The organism is Staphylococcus sp. GDY8P45P (assembly GCF_017892745.1).
In the GTDB taxonomy this organism is placed as follows: Bacteria; Bacillota; Bacilli; order Staphylococcales; family Staphylococcaceae; genus Staphylococcus; species Staphylococcus cohnii.
The window spans coordinates 104853-124117 of sequence record NZ_JAESLS010000009.1 but is presented as its reverse complement, the minus strand read 5'-3'; the positions used below and the strand labels follow the sequence as shown (position 1 = coordinate 124117).

The following is a 19265-nucleotide window of genomic DNA, read 5'->3' as shown; positions in this document are numbered from 1 at the left end:
CGCTCTAACTTTCTACTTCGTAGAAAGCAGAGCGACTAAAAGGCACACTTATTTTATTCCAAGTGTGCCTGTCTGAATGTAGTGTGTTTGGGAGAACTTTAATCACTACTTAATTTAAGGGTTAACTGTTAAACATTGTCGCTACTCAATATTTTGTAACAGTCAACTAATACTATTTTAACCTATTTGAAATATTTGAAACATATTTGCATTACTAAAGTTGTATAAAACTCAATTTTTTAAAATACAATATCCTTTTTTTTACCCAACATATTATTTGAATAAAATGTTACAATAAAAAATATTAACTTACTAAATATATCCCATGAAAATACAGTTACGAATGGTTTAGTTAAATAAAATATAATTGGTGATTAGATGACAATAAATGTTCAATACTCAGAAAATTATGAAGAAAAAATAGCAAAAGATGTCATAATTCTAGCTGGCAGAATTTTACTTGAATCTGGGGCAGAAGGGTCTCGTGTAGAAGATACAATGACTCGTATTGCTTTCACATTAGGTTATACAGAAAGTAATAGTTTTGTTACGAATACAGTCATTAATTTTATGTTACATAATGAATCTTATCCAAGAATTTATAGAATAAGAACAAGAGACACCAATCTACATCGTATATCAAGAACCAACCGTGTTTCTAGACAACTTTCCGATGGCACGCTCTCAGTTGAAGATGCATATCAAGAATTACAAAAAATATATCATGAACAAAGCATTAATCACGATCTATTTTTTAAATTTATTGCCGCTGCGATTATCTCTATCAGTTTTCTATATTTACAAGGTGGTTACTTAGTTGATGTATTCACTGCACTCGTTGCAGGCGCTTTAGGTTACCTCGTTGTAGAACTTTTAAATAGAAATTTACACACTAAATTCATTCCTGAATTTATGGGTGCACTCGTTATTGGTGCAGTGGCAGTATTGGGCAATACGCTTATACAGGGTGGTTCTATTTCCACAATTATTATTTCAGCAGTGATGCCAATTGTACCAGGTGTTTTAATCACGAATGCTATTCAAGATTTATTCAGTGGCCACATGTTAATGTTTACAACTAAATCATTAGAAGCATTAGTAACTGCCTTTGGCATCGGGGCAGGTGTCGGTACAATACTTATTATTTCTTAGGAGCAATGCTTATGTTTTGGATTTTAAATTTAATATTTAGTTATACCGCTTCACTATTCTTCGGTATTATATTTGATGTTCCAAAATATTTATATAATGCTGTTGGAATTGTTGGTGCGTGTGGTTGGATGGTCTATACATTATTTTATGATGGTTTCCAACTTCACACCATTTATTCAAGCTTCTTTGGAAGTTTAGCATTGGGTTTACTTAGTCATATAATGGCTCGCTTTAAAAAAGAACCAGTTATTCTATTTATGGTGCCAGGTATTATACCTTTGGTACCTGGAGGTTTAGCCTTTGACGCTACGAAAAATCTTATTTTGTTAGACTTTAGTAAAGCGATTAACACGATGCTAGAAGTAACGCTAATTGCAGGCGCAATCGCTTTAGGTTTATTATTTGCTGATCAAATATCTAAACTCATCGTTTCCGGTACAAAATTTAGCAAAAAGCACATTTAATAATTGAACATAAAAAATCTGAGGCTCATTAAAGACCTCAGATTTTTTGTATAAGACATGATAATTTTATTTTAAAAACTCCTATCAATATGCAGTTAAAATCCGTTGCTATTGATAGGAGTTTTTTCATACTCAAAATATTGTAAGAATTCCATATCTAATTATTTATATGTTTATCTCATAAATAATTAACGACTGTCATCTATTTATGCGTTTCGTTCGGCACTTTATTTTCATTAATAAGGTTCACGACTTCATCTTCCGAACGATTTAATATCAATTTACTTAATTTATCATTATCCATTTGTTTTAATTTAGGATAACGAATTACGAAAAAGACTAATCCTATAATTAACCAACCAAACAATGCAATATATGATGGCGTTGATAATCCAGCTGGTGAAGCAGGAATTAATAATAGTAATAAGAAAACAAACGATACTATTGTACCTATAATCGCAAATGTTTTATATACCGGACCGTATGTGTTACTTGTTTTGTCATAACTAAATAAACGAGCTGCTGATAAACATGTAATAAAGTATGCTATCGAAACACCCGTAGATGACATATCAACAATCCATGTCAATGCCGTACGACCTAACCAAGGTGCAATCAATGTGATAGCTACAAGGAATATGATTGCTACATACGGTGTTTTATATTTATTGTGCAATTTACTAAATACTGAAGGCATAATACCTGAGCGTCCCATTGAGAACAATAGACGACTTGAACTCATTAAAAATCCGTTTAAACCAGTAAATATGCCCATGATAATAGCAATCGCTAAAATTGCCAAACCTATATAGCCAAATGCACCACTTGTAACAGCACCTGTTAACCATAATTGACCGTTTAAATCAGTCTCTGAACTACTTAGCCAACCTGTATACAAAATCATTAGCACATACGTAAATGCTGCTGCTAATAAACTATATACAATAAGTTTAAAAGTTTTATTTGGAGCAAAATCAAATTCTTCTGCAGTTTGTGGAATGTTGTCAAAACCTACATAAGCCCACGGTGCTACTGCAACTATCATTACAATTGATGTAAGCCAACCTTTTTCTTTGTTCGCTAATGGTTGTAAATTTTCTAATGAGAAATTACTACCAAAGAACGAACCGAAAAATAGCAATAAGATTGTAATGACCATTGCCACACAGAAATAAAATTGTAGCGAGCCTGAAACACTCGTACCTTTAATAGCTATAAACATAAATACAATCAATAACAATGATGCAATTAATATTTCAGTAATATAAACATCCCATCCTGCGATGGTATATAGTTTACCTGTTTCTAAAACATCAGGTAATAAAAATTTAATTAATAAACTAAATGCAGTTGCGTTTAAAGCCACTACACATATATAACCAAAAGTTAAAAACCAAGATGAGAAAAAACTTACGTATCTGCCAAAACCTAAAAAGCTAAACGCGAAAGCCCCACCAGAAACTGGGAACCGTTCAACAAGCGCGCCGTAGCTTACCGCAATTAAAATCATTAACAATGCGCCAATTACAATACCAATAGCTGCTGGAATAGGTCCAGATTGACCAATCCAATCACCTGGTAAAATAAATGCGCCCCAACCGATACACGAACCATAGGCAATTGCCCAAACAAATTTCTCAGATAAGTTTTGTTTTAAATCTCCTCTATCTACTTTCCTATCATTTTTTCCCATAAATAAAATTCACCTCATGAGATGTATTATACCCATAAGATGAATTCTATAACAATTATAAAATTATAATTTAATCGTACCAATCACTAACATTAACCAACCTATAATAAATAAAATACCTCCGATTGGTGTAATTGCACCAAGTATACGAATTTGTGTTAATGCTAAGATATAAAGCGAACCACTGAAAAATACAATGCCTAAGAATAAAAGCCATCCTGCCCAATTCACATTAATTGACGTTGTACCACTTATAATTCCAATTAATAGTAACCCAAGCCCGTGATACATTTGATAAGTGGTTGCTTTTTCCCATACAGATAAATATTTATCCGATAACTTACCTTCCAGACCATGTGCGCCAAATGCGCCAGTACCTACAGCCATTAAAGCATTTAAAGCACCGAGAATAATAAATAATTTCATAAAAATAAACCTCTCTTTCTTAAATTAAAAATCAAAAATCGAATCTCCATTACCAATTTCATCGTCTGTTACTAATTTATTAGAATTTAGCGAAGTATTAGTATTTGTATTTGTATATTTTGCCGAAGAAGCAGGTATTTTCCCTCCCATTGCTTGAATTTCTTCAGGAGAGATACCTTGTTTCTCACTAGCTGTAGTGTGTTTTACATTTTGTGATGATTTGAATGAGGTAGACACTGAATACGTATTATCTTTAAAATGCTGTTTATCATTTGAACTATTTACTAATGACGTTAGTGTATGAATGGCATAAATATGCTTTTCAAACTCTGCATCATTCTTAGCTTCATCTGCTTGAACTAATTCTTGTTCAATAAGTTGAATAATTTTCTCTTTTTCCATTTATTTTATAACCCACTTTCACACCAATTTATAGGTTCAATACCATTTTTTTGTAAATATGCATTTGTTAAGGAATACGGTTTTGAACCAAAGAACCCGCGATATGCAGATAATGGACTTGGATGTGGTGATTTAATAACGTGATGTTTAGATGTGTCAATCAGTTTCATTTTTTGTTGTGCGGGTTTACCCCACAAAATAAATACAACATTACTCAAATTTTCGGAAACTGTTTTAATCACTTCATCAGTAAAAGTTTCCCACCCTATATCTCTGTGAGAATGAGCTTCTCCTTGTCGTACTGTCAAAACAGTATTTAACAATAAAACACCTTCTCTTGCCCAATCTTGTAAATGTGGTGATTTTCTTACACAACCGATATCGTCTTCAAGTTCTTTATACATATTTCTTAATGAAGGCGGAAACTTAGCATTCGGTTGCACAGAAAATGCTAAACCATGTGCTTGATTTGGTCCATGATAAGGATCTTGTCCCAAGATAACAACTTTCACTTTTTCAAAAGGTGTTAAATCAAAAGCTTGATAAATGTTTTCCCTATCTGGATAGATTACCTTTGTCGTATATTCATTTTCTAAAAAATTATGCATTTCAGTAAAATCATGCTCCGTAGTTATTTTATGAAAAACATCAGACCATTCCATACACGTTCACCTCGATTAATATAGTAACATAAAGCGCTACTTTCTCGCTTGAGAGATTTAGTAGTGTTAGCTTAATCATAAACACAATTATAATGAATATATTTAATTTCATTTTAATATGTATCAGTAATAGAATCAAAACGATATAATGATTTATTCATTATTGTAACCTTATTACATTGTAAACGTCATTATTTAGAATAGTCGACAAACGTGGTATGATATATACAAAAGAATATATAGGAGTGAAAATTCATGGCATTGAAAAAAACATTAACCATTGCCGGTTCAGATACAAGTGCTGGTGCAGGCATGCAGGCAGACTTAAAAACATTCCAAGAGTTAGGAACATACGGCATTGTTGCATTAACATCTATTGTAACAATGGATAAAGCATCTTGGTCTCATGATGTTACACCAATTCCATTCGATGTATTTGAAAAACAATTAGAAACAGCAATATCAATCGGTCCAGATGCAGTGAAAACAGGCATGCTAGGGACACAAGAAATTATTAAACGTGCCGGCGAAGCATACGTAGAATCAGGTGCGAATTACTTTGTGGTTGATCCAGTAATGGTATGTAAAGGAGAAAACGAAGTTTTAAATCCTGGCAATACTGATGCAATGATTGAATATTTGTTACCAAAAGCTACAGTCGTAACACCAAATTTATTTGAAGCTGGTCAACTTGCAAACCTCGGCACTTTAAAATCAATAGACGATATGAAAAAAGCAGCTGAAATTATTCACCAACAAGGTGCTAAGCACGTTATTATTAAAGGCGGTAAAGCATTAGATCAAGATAAATCTTATGACTTATACTATGATGGAAATAACTTCTACCAATTAACTACTGACATGTTCCAGCAAAGTTATAATCACGGTGCTGGTTGTACATTTGCTGCAGCAACTACTGCATATTTAGCAAATGGTAAATCTCCAAAAGAAGCCGTAATTGCTGCCAAAGCATTTGTTGCATCTGCAATTAAAAATGGCTGGAAAATGAACGACTTCGTTGGTCCTGTAGATCACGGTGCTTACAATCGTATTGAACATATAGATGTTGAAGTAACTGAAGTATAAATCATAAAAAAAGAAATCTGAAACATATTCATAACGAATAATGCTTCAGATTTCTTTTTTATTATATAATATTGTATTGATTAACAATCCTTAACTCAAACCTTATGCGTCTATTTTGAACAAATAAAACATCTCCATATTTAATTAGTAACTTCAAATTTTTCAAACTCAAAATATATCAGACATTAGTCTGATTCAAATTTGATACTACAGGCCCATGTTATTTTCTAGCATATCTATTATTATAATAAGTGTAGAGAGACAAGGAGGTATGACATCATGATTATCTACGAACAATCTTTTGAGAATGGTAACCCAATCTATGAAATTATCACCAAGACATTCAAAACGATTTCTGTTAAATGCGATGAAAATTTCAGCAAGAATGAATTATATACGTTACTCTCTCTACTTGAAAGTGATGTCGATAACTTAAATCTAAGTTATTAGCCACACTTCAATACATCGATGAAAAAACAGAAACGTAAGTTCCAAGACTAAAATTAGAAGAAACAGAACAAAGAATTCCCCTTTAGAAATATGTTCCATGTATATGTAACTGTCCCATTATATATACATGGTGTAACACATCCCTTATAAACACTCACCCTAAGTGGTACATAGTTAGGCAAAGATTGTCCCCTTTGTTTGCTTGGAGAGCACACTCGAAGCACCCCTAACTTATGTACCACTTTACTTATTTATATAAAACTTTAAATTCTTCACACACTACAATAATCGATTCGTTAAATGCCAATCCTAGAGATGTATAATAAGGTTCAAAGAAATCAATATGTGCTTTACGCCAGTAAGCGAGTGACTTATCGCCTTCACCTTCTAAATAAGCGTGATGTTCAGTGACCGCATTAAACGGTGTTTGATAGACGCGTGTTGTTTCTATCACACATTGTGGCTCCCCTTTTTTATTTAAAATCACGCTCACATCTCCCACTTGAGGTAGTGGTTCACGATCTACTTGATAAGTTTCATAACCACTTGTCGTAGCCGTTTTTTCACCTTGTTTCACTAGATCTGCTAATTCATCCTCATCTACACCAAACGACCATGCTTCATATGTTTTACTCTTATAAGATGGGCACAATTGTACAAATTTTTCCCAATATTGTTCTACTGTCATCGTTCTTCCTCCAAACTATGTATTTTGTTTTTTCTTCTTAAACATAACATAAATAAATTGTATGACTTCTTGCTTTCGCGTGTTATTCTTCTAAAAAAACGAGATCATTAACGAAAATGAAAATATCAACACTATTGTAAATCATATATAATTACTTATTATAATAATAAAATTCACGAAAAAACTAGGCACCCATTTCCCAATTCTATAGGGAATGAATAACCTAGTTTTTAAATTACTTTTGTTAAATATTAGTATTGATAAGTATTCATACATTTTATTTTGATAGTGATTTGTATGCCATACCGTTTATACGCGTTTGTCGTCTGCCCACCATAAAGCTTTATCAGGATTTTTTGTATAATATTCATATTCTTCATCACTTTGAACATTTGGATATGAACCTTTCAGTGATTTACCTGCTGTACTTACATGTAACAATGAAATAACAATAATTCCTATGACACTCATTGCTGCTAAGTAATAAGCCGGTGAAAGTGGATCTCCTGTTTTAGCAACTAATGTAGATGCAATTAACGGTGTTGTGCCACCAAATAATGATACTGACACATTGAATGTTACTGCTAATGTTCTATAACGGATATGTGTATAAAACATCGTTGGTAACGAACCTGGCATCGTCGCTTCATAAGTAGATAAGAAAAATCCTAACGTAAATATACCCACAACTATTAAAACCAACGAGCCTGATTGGAATAACGCAAATGCCACTGTACTAAAGATAGCTGTACCACAAAGCCCTATTAAAAAGACTTTTTTCTCTCCGATACGATCTGCAACTCTACCAAACATTAATGCCAATGGAATCATTACTGCCATGACAATCGTTATAAGTACAGAAACCGTTGTGCTATCTAATTTAATTATTTGTTGTAAATAAGATGGCATATATGAAGTCACCATATAATTCGTACAATTAAAGAATGCTACAGCTACAAAACATACAATAATATCTTTGTAATAATATCGAACAATTGTGAAAAAGCCGATGTTATCTCGTTTTGGTTGTGTAGCTATTTCATTTTCAAACACTGGTGATTCCTCTAATTTTCTTCTTAAATAAAAACCAAATATGCCTAAGAATAGACCCAAAATAAATGGTATTCTCCATCCCCATGTAGCCATTTGTTCCTCATTTAAAAAGAAAAATAGTAAGCCGCTGATTACTGATGCAGCGATATAACCTGATAATGTACCAATTTCCAAACCTGAACCTAGACCATTTCTAGATTTATCTGGTGAGGATTCAGCAACATAAACCATCGCGCCTGCATACTCTCCACCGGTTGAAAAACCTTGAAGTACTCTACCTAATAATAGTAAAATTGGCGCCCATACACCTATTTGATCGTATGTAGGTAATAAACCAATTAACAAAGTAGAAAATGCCATCATGATAATGGTTGTCGTTAAAACGACTTTCCTTCCAAATTTATCACCAATAATACCAAAAATAATGCCACCTACTGGTCTTAATAAAAATGCAATTGCAAATGTTGCAAATGTAAATATCGTTTTCAGCTGGTCATTTTCTACCGAACTAAAAAAGTTTTGCCCTAATATAACTGCTAAATAAGAATAAAGCCCAAAGTCGAACCATTCCATTGCATTACCAATACCGGTTGCAAATACAGTTTTTTTCGCAGTCCTAGGGTTCACCTTATTGATATTACGTTTATCAAAATCTTGTTCATAATCCACGATTTAAGTCACTCCCTTAACATGTTTACTTATTATACTGAGTTCGGAGTGTATGTCAAACTGATTCAAATTTTTTAATTTTCGTTTTTTAATTTTTATACAAAAAATGTATTTAATTTTAAATATGAAGAAACTCATTTTTCTTTTAAATTCATTATCTAATTACGGACAATTTTCATTGATTACCAACCTATTTTTTCAAAATAGTAACTTTAACTTTATTGTGATTATTTTTCACAACTAATTTATGTTTACTTTCAAGATCAAATTGAAGAAATTCATATATATCAACTGGTTCAACATAATTAATTTTATAACTTTTCCAATTCAATTCATTGTATATCAATGCAAGTTGCACAATCATTTGTCCCGGTACAATCTGACGATGCAAAGGATTTTCATCTTTGATAAGACGCAAATATTGCTCTACATCGTTGGGTAATATCTGTATCATTTTACACCTTCTCTAAAAACGTTTGCATAATATATATACAATTAGTCCTATTTTTATTTATTTTCATTTCAAAGCTATATTTAATAAATTGACGAATTTTTTTCTGTTCAATCAATGTTAATTGTACTTGATATATAACATCAATTTTTAATGGATGATATTGTTCAATTTCTGTTGACTTTAATAGTAAATTACTAGAAATAAAAGGTTTGAACAATTCAAATTCAGGCCATAGACTCGCACAATAAAGCGGAGAAACATCAGTGCTATTCGATTGTTCAAACAATTGATTATAAGCTTCTACATCATTTTTATGGAATACCATTTCTTGTTGTTCATGTCCACCTTTCAAATAATGTGGCATTGCCCATACCTCCTCCAATACCCATGGTTGCGATTGTTCTATACTTATGCTCCATATAAAACAACCTTGTAACAAGTGCAGCACCACTTGCACCATAAGGGTGTCCAGTAGCTATAGCGCCACCGTAAATATTTAATTTCTCTGCTGGTATGTTTAATGCTTGTTGACTTGCTAAAACTTGAGATGCAAATGCTTCATTTAACTCTACAGCATCGACATCATTTAAAGACAGTTGCTGTTTTGCTAATACCTTTTCAATAGCAGGCACAGGACCAATGCCAAGTATATTAGGATCTACACCTACGGTTACTTGATCAATGAATGATAATCCACTTTGTATGCCATATGCTTGAGCAACTGATTTTTCCATGACAAGTAGTAATACAGCACCATCATTTTTCATACAACAATTGCCAGCAGTGATGCTTCCATTTGGTAATAATGGCTTTAATCGGCCTAACGTTTGTTGCGTTAATTTAGTTTTAATACTTTCATCTTGTTCAAATATTTCTCCCTTAATCGTCAATGGCGTTATTTCTTGGGTAATATTATGATGTTGATAAGCATCAAGCGTTTTTTGATGGCTGTGCCATGCGAATTCATCTTGGTCAAATCTTGATATACCATATCTTTCAGCAACATTTTCAGCTGCTTGTATCATAGATGGATCTTGGTCATCAGGTGCAAACGAGGCTCTTTCATAAAATTCTGGTAAATGCGTATCATATACAGATTGCGGTCGTTTAATTTTCCACGGTGCTCTACTTGTACTTTCCACACCACCCGCGATATATATTGATCCAGCACCTGCTTGTATCATGCGACAAGCTTGGTTTACAGCTTCTAACCCTGAGCCGCATTGACGATCAATCGTCACACCTGGCACTTGTTGATTAAATCCAGCTTCTAAAAGTGCTTTACGTGCAATATTACCACCATTTCCTACAACATTACCTAAAATTACGTCATCTATATTACTAACTATTGCTGCATAGTTATGTTTAAAATAATTGAATAATGGTTGTAATAATAATTCAGGTTCTAAATGGCGTAATTTCCCACCATATTTACCAAATGCAGTTCGTTTTGCTGCTACAATTACCGCTTCATTCATTTATAATTCTCCTTTTAAATAGCATTGCTTCATACGTTCTCGCGCAATTTTTCCACTCGAGGTATAGATCATATGTTTTACTTTAACTAATTTCGATGGTATTTGGTAACGTGCTACATGATGTTTCATTATCGTTCTAAAATAGTTATAACTAACTATACGATCACTTGTATAAAGTAATATGGCAATTTCTCCAAATCTAGAATGTTTTTCACTGATAACGACTACTTCATTGAATAAATCAATACATTTTGCATTCTGTTCAATTTCGAACGGATAAACATTACGTCCACCAATAATCATGCGGTCATGTTTTCTACCATGTAAAAATAAATGTCCCTGCGCATCACATGAAGCAAAATCCCCTGTTTCAATCCACGTATCATCGCAGACATCTTCATCGACATAACCACTAAATGACATTTCACTTCGTATTTTTAATAAACCTATCCCTGATTCGTCTGACTGTTCAATATTTACGTGCACGTTGTGAAACAATTTACCAACAGAATCTGGTGGCGCACTATTATTGAAGTTATAACTAATAAAGCTAGCCTCTGATGTCCCGAAGAATTCAATCAAATCACTTTCGGGAAAATATTGTTGAATACGTTGACGAACGTGCAGGGCAAGTTTATCTCCAGTACTTAAAATATAATGCTTTCCTTCTATTAAAATTTGAGTTGAAACACAAGCTTGTATCATTGTTGGCACCATAAAGCACGCTGTGTTTACTTTATAGTGTTGGATTGTTTGCATTAAACACTTTGCATCAAAATATTGCTGTCCTATAAATGTTCTACCTGTATACAAAGCATAAATGCATGCATATAATGACAAAGAATGTGACATCGGACCTGGAGCCACGATTGTATTTATGGTCCTGTCAAATAATTGATCATTTTTTGAAAAGGACTTAATCCAAGATAATGCTCCTCTATAATATGCTTTAGGTAAACCTGTTGTTCCAGATGTAAAAGCGATATGCAGCAAATCCCCATCGTTCTTGAATTTATCCTTTTTGGCCACATTATGTATACTTAAATCATCTTCTTCTATTAGATATTGAACACCATATTTTTCGACTAAATTAAAGGTTTGTGCGCTCGACCATCTATCATCGAAAATACACGGTACACATTCATTTTTTAACAATGCTAAATATAAAATCATTGTCTTTTGTGGATGTCGTGTTACCACTCCTACAAAACTATGCTTAGGTATATTAGAAAACAAGCCACTTTTTATGTTCAATTCTTTGATTAATTCACTATAGGTTAAATCTTGTTTATCAAAGCTCAAAGCAACTTGATGCGGTTGTTGCTTTGCGTAATTTTCTATTTCTTCTAAAATATTCAAATTCCAGCCCCCCTTTGTTAACTTTCATACAAAATATATTAACATTTAAAGTATAGAATAACGTAATGAAAACATTTGGTTTCTAATGCCATAAACATCCCATTTTTTTAATTTAAATTGAGCAATTTTGAATTCCAATTCCTTAAAAAAACAAAAAAATGAGCGATTCGTGGTAAATCGTCCCATTTTTAATATGATTTAATATATTTATTATTAAACAAATTTGTATACTGAATATTTTTATTTTGATTAATAATATCGTTAGTATTTACATTGATAAACTTTAAATTTCATCACTATTGATACAAAATTTTAGTATAAATTCACTTTTCATAAGAATCCAGCAGTATTTATTCCACTTAAACCACTACTTCATTCCATTAAAACTTATCATCTATTCGACAAACGGACATAAATTTCTTACAATAGTCAGAAATTTACAAGTGAGCAACAACAACTCGAATTTTGTAAATCATACGCCCTGATAAACATGCACGGCTAAAATCGCAAAATTTCAACCGTAAAAAAGAGAGCTAATCCATTTGGAATTAGCTCTCTTTTTATGAGAATGAGATGCATTTTTTAACATATAACATACTCAACGACTATATATTTTATTGTAATACACTATTCTAAATTAGCATGATTACTTTGCATCGTTTCTTCATCGACTTTAAGTTCGTTCATTAAATCTAATACTAGACTATCTAAAAAGACTTGCGCTGCTTGTTCAAACAAACTACCTAAAGGTTGTGCGGATCCTTCTGCATCATATTTTGTACCTGCAGGAAGTTCTATAACCGTATTAGCCAATGCACCAATTGCCGAATTCGGATTCGTTGATAATAACACGACTTCTGCATCGACAGATTTTGCTTTTTCAACTAATAATCTCAAATGTTCCGTTGAACCTGAACCTGAAATGACAATAAATAAATCATCTTCAGTAATTGAAGGTGTTGTTGATTCACCAACAACATAAGCAAATTTTCCAAGTTGATTTAAGCGCATAGCAAAACTATTTGCTACAAATCCAGAACGTCCTTTACCCGCTACAAAAACATGATTTGCTTTAGTCACTTGTGATAAAAAAGCTTGTGTTTCACTATCTTTAACATGAGATAACGTATGATCTAACTCGTCTAAAATCAAACGATAATTTGTAATTTCACTCATCTTATCTACCTTCAATCGCGTCTCTACATTGTTTTGCTGCTTCAACTGGATCATCCGCGTTAGCAATACCACCGCCAACTACAACTAAATCAGGTTCCTCAGCTACGACTTCTTTAATTGTATCTGGTTTAATACCACCAATTACAGCAACTTTAGATTGGTTAATTACTGATTTAACTTGTCTTAAACTTTCTAATGGAGATTCACCTTCTGCTTGTAAATCATAACCAGTATGAACAGCGATATAATCTGCACCTAATTCGTCTAATTCTTTAGCACGTTTTTGTAAGTCTTGTACTGCAATCATATCTACAAGTAATTCTTTATTATTTTTATGTGCTTCGTCTACTGCAGCTTTAATAGAAGCATCTTCTGCGACACCTAAAATTGTTACTACATCTGCACCAAATTTAACAGCTTGGCTTACTTCATAATCTGCTGCATCCATAATTTTTAAATCTGCAAGTACTTTCACACCATCTATATTATTATCTAAATGTTGTACAGCCGGTAAACCTTCATTTATCACAATAGGTGTACCAATCTCTACAATATCAACATAGTCTTTAACTTTATTTGCAAGTTCTGCCGCTTCCTCTTTATTTAATAAATCAATTGCTAGTTGTAATTCCAAAATGATCATCCCTTCTTGATTTAATGATAGGCATGGAAATCATGACCTAACTTACTTTATTTAAAAACTTACGCATAAACTATTTACCCTTACAATGATGATTTAAACTGAGAGATTATAAGCGTGGTGCTGCAGCGTCATCAACGTAAATTTCGACATCTGGATGTGCGAGCAATATCGTAGCTGGCACTTGTTTATTTACTTCATGCTTAGCTAATTGTTCAATTGCCGCTCTCTTTTTCTCTCCAAATGCTAATAAAATGATTCTTTTCGCTTTTAAAATTGAAGCCAAACCCATAGACACAGCTTGTTTAGGTACTTCACTTTCATTGTCAAAATAACGACTATTGGCATTGATTGTACTAGCTGTTAAATCTACAACTTGAGTTGTGCTATTCATATCAGTACCTGGCTCATTAAAGCCGATATGACCATTTTCACCTATACCTAATATTTGTATATCCAGTGGCCCTTTTTGATTGATTAAATCTTCGTATCTTTTCGTTTCTGCCATTAAGTCATCTGCAGCTCCATCTGGAATGTGTATTAAAGATTTCGTGAAATGTGGATAACGATTAAATAGAATATCATTCATATATCGATGATAACTTTGTTCATGTGTCGCTGATAAGCCGACATATTCATCCAAGTTAAATGTTTCTATTTCAGATACATCTAGTTGATTCTTTTGCAGTAAACTAACTAGAAATTCATAAACTTCGACCATTGTCCCACCAGTAGCTAGCCCTAACTTACTATGTGGTTGTTGACTCATTTGTTTAAACAATTCACATGCAACATAAAATGAAGCATATTCACTAGAACCTAAATTTGTAACTTTCATATTATTGCCCTCCCCAATATGTTGAATTTGTTATTTGTTATAAACAAAATTTGATGATACTTCTATTATACGTTCTTTTGATATTTTTTACAGAAAATAGATATTTAATAAATTGCAAATATTATATAAAATGACTAAAGGTGTAATGAGCAGACTAATACATTTTCATCGCTGTTTTTAGTAAAATAAATAGATAATCAAATTTTATGTATAAATCTAAGTTGAAATTCACTTTTCAGGTAGAAAATGTTTCAAAGTCAGTTTACACTAAAGATTAGACTAATTATTTTTATTAACACTTGTATAGTACAATTTATTTCATAAAAGTATAGGGTTTTGGAATCAAGGAGGCAAAAGTTTGGAACCAATAATAGATGAAAAAGTACAAACATTACTTTCTTCATATGAAGATAAACCCGTGTATTTACATGTAGAGACAACGAATGGTGCATATGCTGCACATTTTGATCAACGTGTATTTAACGCGGGCACTTTTTTAAGAAATATTCAAGTCACTTTTGAGCATGCACAGCTTAAAGGTGGCAATAAAGATCCATATCGCGTAGGTTTGAAACTCAAAGATGGCGGTTGGGTCTATGTTCAAGGTTTAACACACTACGAAATAAATGAACATGGTGAGTTTCTATTAGCTGGTTTTAATTATGAAGGTCAATTAGCAGCTGCTTTAGAAATAAGCACTCAATCATTTAAAGCATAAGGAGGATAAATCATGACAGAGGAAAGCCATGTATTAGTTATATTTCCACATCCAGATGATGAATCATTCTCATCTGCAGGTACATTGGCGCGTTATATAGATAATGGTGTACCAGTCACATACGCTTGTTTAACATTAGGTCAAATGGGACGTAATTTAGGCAATCCACCATTTGCCACTCGTGAATCTTTGCCGGACATTCGTGAAAAAGAATTAGAAGCTGCGATGGCAGCCATTGGTATAACTGATTTGCGCAAAATGGGCTTGCGTGATAAAACTGTAGAATTTGAACCTCACGACGAAATGGATGAGATGGTGCAATCATTAATTGATGAATTAAACCCATCCGTCATCATATCGTTCTATCCTCAATTTGCAGTACACCCAGACCATGAAGCTACAGCAGAAGCAGTTGTGAGAACTGTGGGACGCATGAAACCATCAGAAAGACCCCGTCTACAACTTGTTGCATTTAGCAATGACGCGCCTGAAAAATTAGGTGAACCTGACATTCTAAATGAGATCAGTGATTATAAAGAGGTAAAACTTCGCGCTTTTGAAGCACACGCATCTCAAACGGGACCATTCTTGAAACAACTTGCTACACCTGATGTTTCTGGAGAAGCGCAAAGCTTTTTAGAAGTTGAACCTTATTGGACTTATAACTTTGAATCTTAAGTGGAGGCAATATCATGACAGAATTTGATTTATCAACTCGAGAAGGTCGATGGAAGCATTTTGGTTCAGTTGATCCAATCGAAGGTACAAAACCAACCGTTAAAGAAGAAATGACAGATTTGCAAAGCACGAATAAAAACTACTTATTTGAAATTGAAGAAGTAGGCATTAAAAATCTTGTATACCCTGTATTAGTAGATCGTTTCCAAACAGCTGGAAACTTCAGTTTTTCAACTAGCCTTAATCAAGATGAAAAAGGTATAAACATGAGCCGCATTCTAGAAAGTGTTGAAAAACACTACGATAATGGCATTGAATTAGATTTTGATTCTTTATATCGACTTTTGCGTAGCTTACAAGAGCGCATGGAACAAAATGCTGCTGGTGTTGATGTTTCAGCTAAATGGTTCTTTGACCGTCACAGTCCGATCACGAATATTAAAGCAGTAGGTCATGCAGATGTGACATACGGTATGGCGATAGACAAAGAAAGTATTACACGCAAAGAAATTACACTACAAGCTGCAGTTACAACATTGTGCCCTTGTTCAAAGGAAATTAGTGAGTATTCGGCACATAACCAGCGCGGTATCATTACAGTTAAAGCTATTTTGAACAACGAAGCTATTTTAACAGACGATTACAAAGAAAAAATCTTAGATGCAATGGAAGCCAATGCAAGTTCTATACTTTATCCTATATTAAAACGACCAGATGAAAAAAGTGTCACGGAACGCGCTTATGAAAATCCGAGGTTTGTTGAAGATTTGATTCGCCTTATCGCAGCAGATTTAGTTGATTTTGATTGGATTGAAGGCTTTGATATTGAATGCAGAAACGAAGAATCTATTCACCAACATGATGCTTTTGCAAAAATAAAATATAGAAAATAGCACGCATAGCTACAAATCAATATAGCAAGTCATCAAAAATTAGGCTACTGAATTTCTAAATGATAATAGAAGTTTAGCAGCCTATTATTTTTGATTCTAACTTTGTTTTATTTTCAAAAAATTTTCCCAACAATTAAACTTTCTATAGTTACTAAATAATGTTATTTTTCTCCAAATTCATTACTTAAATTTGTAATAGTAAAATTTTAATGGTTCATTTAAAAATACCACCACTAAATATCCCCATCTGCAACTAATTATAAAATAATGTATATTAACTGTTAAATTTTATTAATGTTCTATATACAATTTTCATATTAAAATAATGACAGTAGTAGTTTATAATTAATTTTTATTTTGATGTAAGTGGTGAAATCAATAAAATGGATTATACTTTAAAAACATATCATGCGAAGCATGTCCCTATAAGTCAATTAAGCAGACCACATTTTCTGCATGTTTTTTTAATAACACAAGGAGAATTTATGGTTTTGAAAAACACTACTTTCCACCATTTTAAAGTAGGTGACGTATTTCATGTCCATGACTATGAATCCAATACACAAATCTCTTTTAATGGTAGTTTAATTTGTCTTTCACTAAATAATTTTTACTATTATCAATACTTTCAGAAACTAAATTTTGACGCTATTGAACATATATCGATTAAAAAAGAGAGACGCGTCCAATTTTTAGATATAGTTGATGCGATTCAACATCAATCTATAAGTAACTTAAACGAAGCCATTAAGCATTTGATTAAAAATATTCAATATTCTGAGTATCATAACTCGCAAAGTTCCGAAATACAATGCAGTTATAAAACAGCTTTAATTAAAGATGTGGTTCAATATGTAAACACACATTTAACTACTAAAATAACTTGCAAACAAATCGCTAATTATTTTTTTGTAAATAATAGCTTTCTATCAAGAGAATTTTCAACATTGATGAACTGTAAATTATCTCAATATATTACGTCATCTAAAATTCATGCTTCCGTATGCGATTTGCTTAACGGTGATCATTTAAATATCGTACAACAACGTTACGGTTTTCGTACTCAAAATGAATATTGCTATCTTTTCAACAATGTTATTGGTTGCCATCCTTCCGATATTCACCCCCATACAAAAAGTCGGTCAGAAATTCAACATTTAAAATTCGATTTTTATCAACAATTTCAATCTAACGCATAAAAGTAAAATATTAAAAGTGTGGTGACGACATGAATACTATTATTTATGAAGAAAAAAGAGGATTGATTAATAAAGTGGTGAAACAAAACTTGAATCTTACTATTTCCGAAGTAATCATTTTGGATAAATTACTCTATCTCAATAAAAATAAAATAAATGCTATTGAATTGAAAAAGTTATTACAAGTCCAAAATTCACCTGTTTCATCACAAATCAATCATTTCATCGAACTTAATCTTTTAAAAAAGTCTCGAGATCAAACTGATGAAAGATGTATTTATTTGCATGATATCAAGTTAGCAGAAATTAAACAGCTGATTGAACAGTATCATTTAATTGTTGATTCAATACTTCACAGTAGTGCTTAATTCATTACCAACAACATAAGAGCGCATATAAAATCAAATTAACGTTTGATTTTATATGCGCTCCAAAAACCTTTAGATTATGTACATCGTAAGATACAACTTCTATTGTAATCTTTTAATCAAAAATAACTTCACATTATTTCAAATGTTCATACGGACTATTTTTTACAAACGAAATAATTTGATCTACAAATAATCTCGAACGTAATTGAAACTCCTCATTATCCAAATAATAAGTACCATCATCCAATTTATTATAATCTGTATCATGTGTCGCAATCTGCGTTGGCACTGCGATTCCGAGTAATGAACGTACAATCAAACGTAAATGAGACAATGGTTCAGAACTTACAATACCACCACTGTTGCCAATTAACCCCACTGGTTTCATTTTAAAATCATTCATCGTTAAATGATCTAATGCATTTTTTAAAATACCGGAATATGAACCATGGTAGTTTGGTGTTCCTAATACAAAGAAATCTGCATTTCGCGCTTTAGTTTGTAATAATGTTAAATTATTTTTATATACTTCACTTGGCGAAGATACGCCAGAAACATCCAATTGATGAATTGGATGTTCTGCTAAATCAAAGATTTCTACCTCAAAATATTGGTCTTCAAAATGACCTTTTAAATAATGGGCTAAAGCATTCGTATGCGAGCCCATTTTAGCACTCCCTATTATGATTAATCCTTTCATCTACACTTTCACCTCA

The 19265-nt window shown here is 32.5% G+C and carries 23 protein-coding genes; 9 read left to right on the top strand and 14 right to left on the bottom strand.

Annotated elements, in window-relative coordinates; all coding sequences use genetic code 11:
- The first annotated feature begins 384 nt into the window (after positions 1 to 384).
- Together KA873_RS10440 and KA873_RS10435 are read left to right on the top strand one after the other, a co-directional pair.
- Positions 385 to 1152 (top strand): threonine/serine exporter family protein, encoded by a 768-nt coding sequence (locus tag KA873_RS10440; protein WP_394862813.1) that lies wholly within the window; start codon positions 385 to 387, stop codon positions 1150 to 1152.
- Positions 1153 to 1163: 11 nt separating this feature from the next.
- Positions 1164 to 1616 carry a threonine/serine exporter family protein gene (locus tag KA873_RS10435; protein ID WP_107383637.1) on the top strand — a complete coding sequence of 151 codons (453 nt, stop codon included), beginning with the start codon at positions 1164 to 1166 and terminating at the stop codon, positions 1614 to 1616.
- A 202-nt stretch (positions 1617 to 1818) separates the two neighbouring features.
- On the opposite strand, the gene KA873_RS10430 is transcribed toward KA873_RS10435, so the two are convergent.
- The 4 genes from KA873_RS10430 to KA873_RS10415 form a co-directional block, all read right to left on the bottom strand.
- The gene (locus tag KA873_RS10430) at positions 1819 to 3309 is read right to left on the bottom strand and encodes an APC family permease (RefSeq protein ID WP_107383636.1); all 1491 of its coding nucleotides are present in this window, start codon (positions 3307 to 3309) and stop codon (positions 1819 to 1821) included.
- A 63-nt stretch (positions 3310 to 3372) separates the two neighbouring features.
- Positions 3373 to 3735: a DUF423 domain-containing protein gene (locus KA873_RS10425; protein WP_046207271.1), complete on the bottom strand. Its 363-nt coding sequence runs from the start codon at positions 3733 to 3735 to the stop codon at positions 3373 to 3375.
- A 24-nt stretch (positions 3736 to 3759) separates the two neighbouring features.
- Positions 3760 to 4137: a DUF5327 family protein gene (locus KA873_RS10420; protein ID WP_119537812.1), complete on the bottom strand. Its 378-nt coding sequence runs from the start codon at positions 4135 to 4137 to the stop codon at positions 3760 to 3762.
- 5 nt (positions 4138 to 4142) lie between these two features.
- A complete protein-coding gene (locus KA873_RS10415; RefSeq protein WP_107386430.1) occupies positions 4143 to 4799 on the bottom strand; it encodes a uracil-DNA glycosylase in 657 nt (218 codons plus the stop codon).
- A gap of 255 nt (positions 4800 to 5054) precedes the next feature.
- Here KA873_RS10415 and thiD point away from each other — a divergent pair, with 255 nt between their 5' ends.
- On the top strand, positions 5055 to 5885 hold the full coding sequence (gene thiD / locus KA873_RS10410; protein ID WP_119537813.1) for a bifunctional hydroxymethylpyrimidine kinase/phosphomethylpyrimidine kinase: 831 nt from the start codon (positions 5055 to 5057) through the stop codon (positions 5883 to 5885).
- 279 nt (positions 5886 to 6164) lie between these two features.
- Complete coding sequence (gene vraX, locus KA873_RS10405; RefSeq protein ID WP_157947957.1) at positions 6165 to 6335, top strand: C1q-binding complement inhibitor VraX; 171 nt, start codon at positions 6165 to 6167, stop codon at positions 6333 to 6335.
- Positions 6336 to 6582: 247 nt separating this feature from the next.
- On the opposite strand, the gene KA873_RS10400 is transcribed toward vraX, so the two are convergent.
- From KA873_RS10400 to nagB, 9 genes are all read right to left on the bottom strand, one after another.
- A complete protein-coding gene (locus KA873_RS10400) occupies positions 6583 to 7023 on the bottom strand; it encodes an ASCH domain-containing protein (RefSeq protein ID WP_107505207.1) in 441 nt (146 codons plus the stop codon).
- 309 nt (positions 7024 to 7332) lie between these two features.
- On the bottom strand, positions 7333 to 8745 hold the full coding sequence (locus KA873_RS10395) for an MFS transporter (protein WP_107504840.1): 1413 nt from the start codon (positions 8743 to 8745) through the stop codon (positions 7333 to 7335).
- 190 nt (positions 8746 to 8935) lie between these two features.
- The gene (locus KA873_RS10390) at positions 8936 to 9199 is read right to left on the bottom strand and encodes a hypothetical protein (protein ID WP_210140323.1); all 264 of its coding nucleotides are present in this window, start codon (positions 9197 to 9199) and stop codon (positions 8936 to 8938) included.
- Position 9200: 1 nt separating this feature from the next.
- Positions 9201 to 9563 carry a hypothetical protein gene (locus KA873_RS10385; RefSeq protein WP_181187657.1) on the bottom strand — a complete coding sequence of 121 codons (363 nt, stop codon included), beginning with the start codon at positions 9561 to 9563 and terminating at the stop codon, positions 9201 to 9203.
- A complete protein-coding gene (locus tag KA873_RS10380; protein ID WP_107386572.1) occupies positions 9535 to 10677 on the bottom strand; it encodes a thiolase family protein in 1143 nt (380 codons plus the stop codon). The genes KA873_RS10385 and KA873_RS10380 overlap by 29 nt, the downstream gene beginning before the upstream one ends.
- Entirely contained in the window at positions 10678 to 12036 is a 1359-nt protein-coding gene (locus KA873_RS10375) for an AMP-binding protein (RefSeq protein WP_210140321.1), read from the bottom strand.
- Between the two features lie 627 nt (positions 12037 to 12663).
- Positions 12664 to 13212: a 6-phospho-3-hexuloisomerase gene (gene hxlB / locus KA873_RS10370; protein ID WP_107386570.1), complete on the bottom strand. Its 549-nt coding sequence runs from the start codon at positions 13210 to 13212 to the stop codon at positions 12664 to 12666.
- Position 13213: 1 nt separating this feature from the next.
- On the bottom strand, positions 13214 to 13846 hold the full coding sequence (gene hxlA, locus KA873_RS10365) for a 3-hexulose-6-phosphate synthase (RefSeq protein ID WP_107386569.1): 633 nt from the start codon (positions 13844 to 13846) through the stop codon (positions 13214 to 13216).
- A 115-nt stretch (positions 13847 to 13961) separates the two neighbouring features.
- Entirely contained in the window at positions 13962 to 14690 is a 729-nt protein-coding gene (gene nagB, locus KA873_RS10360; RefSeq protein WP_107504836.1) for a glucosamine-6-phosphate deaminase, read from the bottom strand.
- A 358-nt stretch (positions 14691 to 15048) separates the two neighbouring features.
- On the opposite strand from nagB, the gene KA873_RS10355 reads away from it, so the two are divergent.
- The 5 genes from KA873_RS10355 (at position 15049) to KA873_RS10335 (ending at position 18546) form a co-directional block, all read left to right on the top strand.
- Entirely contained in the window at positions 15049 to 15408 is a 360-nt protein-coding gene (locus tag KA873_RS10355; protein WP_107386567.1) for a YojF family protein, read from the top strand.
- A gap of 12 nt (positions 15409 to 15420) precedes the next feature.
- Positions 15421 to 16086: a bacillithiol biosynthesis deacetylase BshB2 gene (bshB2, locus tag KA873_RS10350; protein ID WP_019468220.1), complete on the top strand. Its 666-nt coding sequence runs from the start codon at positions 15421 to 15423 to the stop codon at positions 16084 to 16086.
- Positions 16087 to 16100: 14 nt separating this feature from the next.
- Positions 16101 to 16979: a GTP cyclohydrolase FolE2 gene (gene folE2 / locus KA873_RS10345; RefSeq protein WP_107386566.1), complete on the top strand. Its 879-nt coding sequence runs from the start codon at positions 16101 to 16103 to the stop codon at positions 16977 to 16979.
- Between the two features lie 383 nt (positions 16980 to 17362).
- Entirely contained in the window at positions 17363 to 18178 is an 816-nt protein-coding gene (locus KA873_RS10340) for a helix-turn-helix transcriptional regulator (RefSeq protein ID WP_210140316.1), read from the top strand.
- A gap of 29 nt (positions 18179 to 18207) precedes the next feature.
- Positions 18208 to 18546 (top strand): transcriptional regulator, SarA/Rot family, encoded by a 339-nt coding sequence (locus tag KA873_RS10335; protein ID WP_107385811.1) that lies wholly within the window; start codon positions 18208 to 18210, stop codon positions 18544 to 18546.
- A gap of 136 nt (positions 18547 to 18682) precedes the next feature.
- On the opposite strand, the gene KA873_RS10330 is transcribed toward KA873_RS10335, so the two are convergent.
- On the bottom strand, positions 18683 to 19249 hold the full coding sequence (locus KA873_RS10330) for an NADPH-dependent FMN reductase (RefSeq protein WP_107385812.1): 567 nt from the start codon (positions 19247 to 19249) through the stop codon (positions 18683 to 18685).
- Positions 19250 to 19265 lie beyond the last annotated feature (16 nt).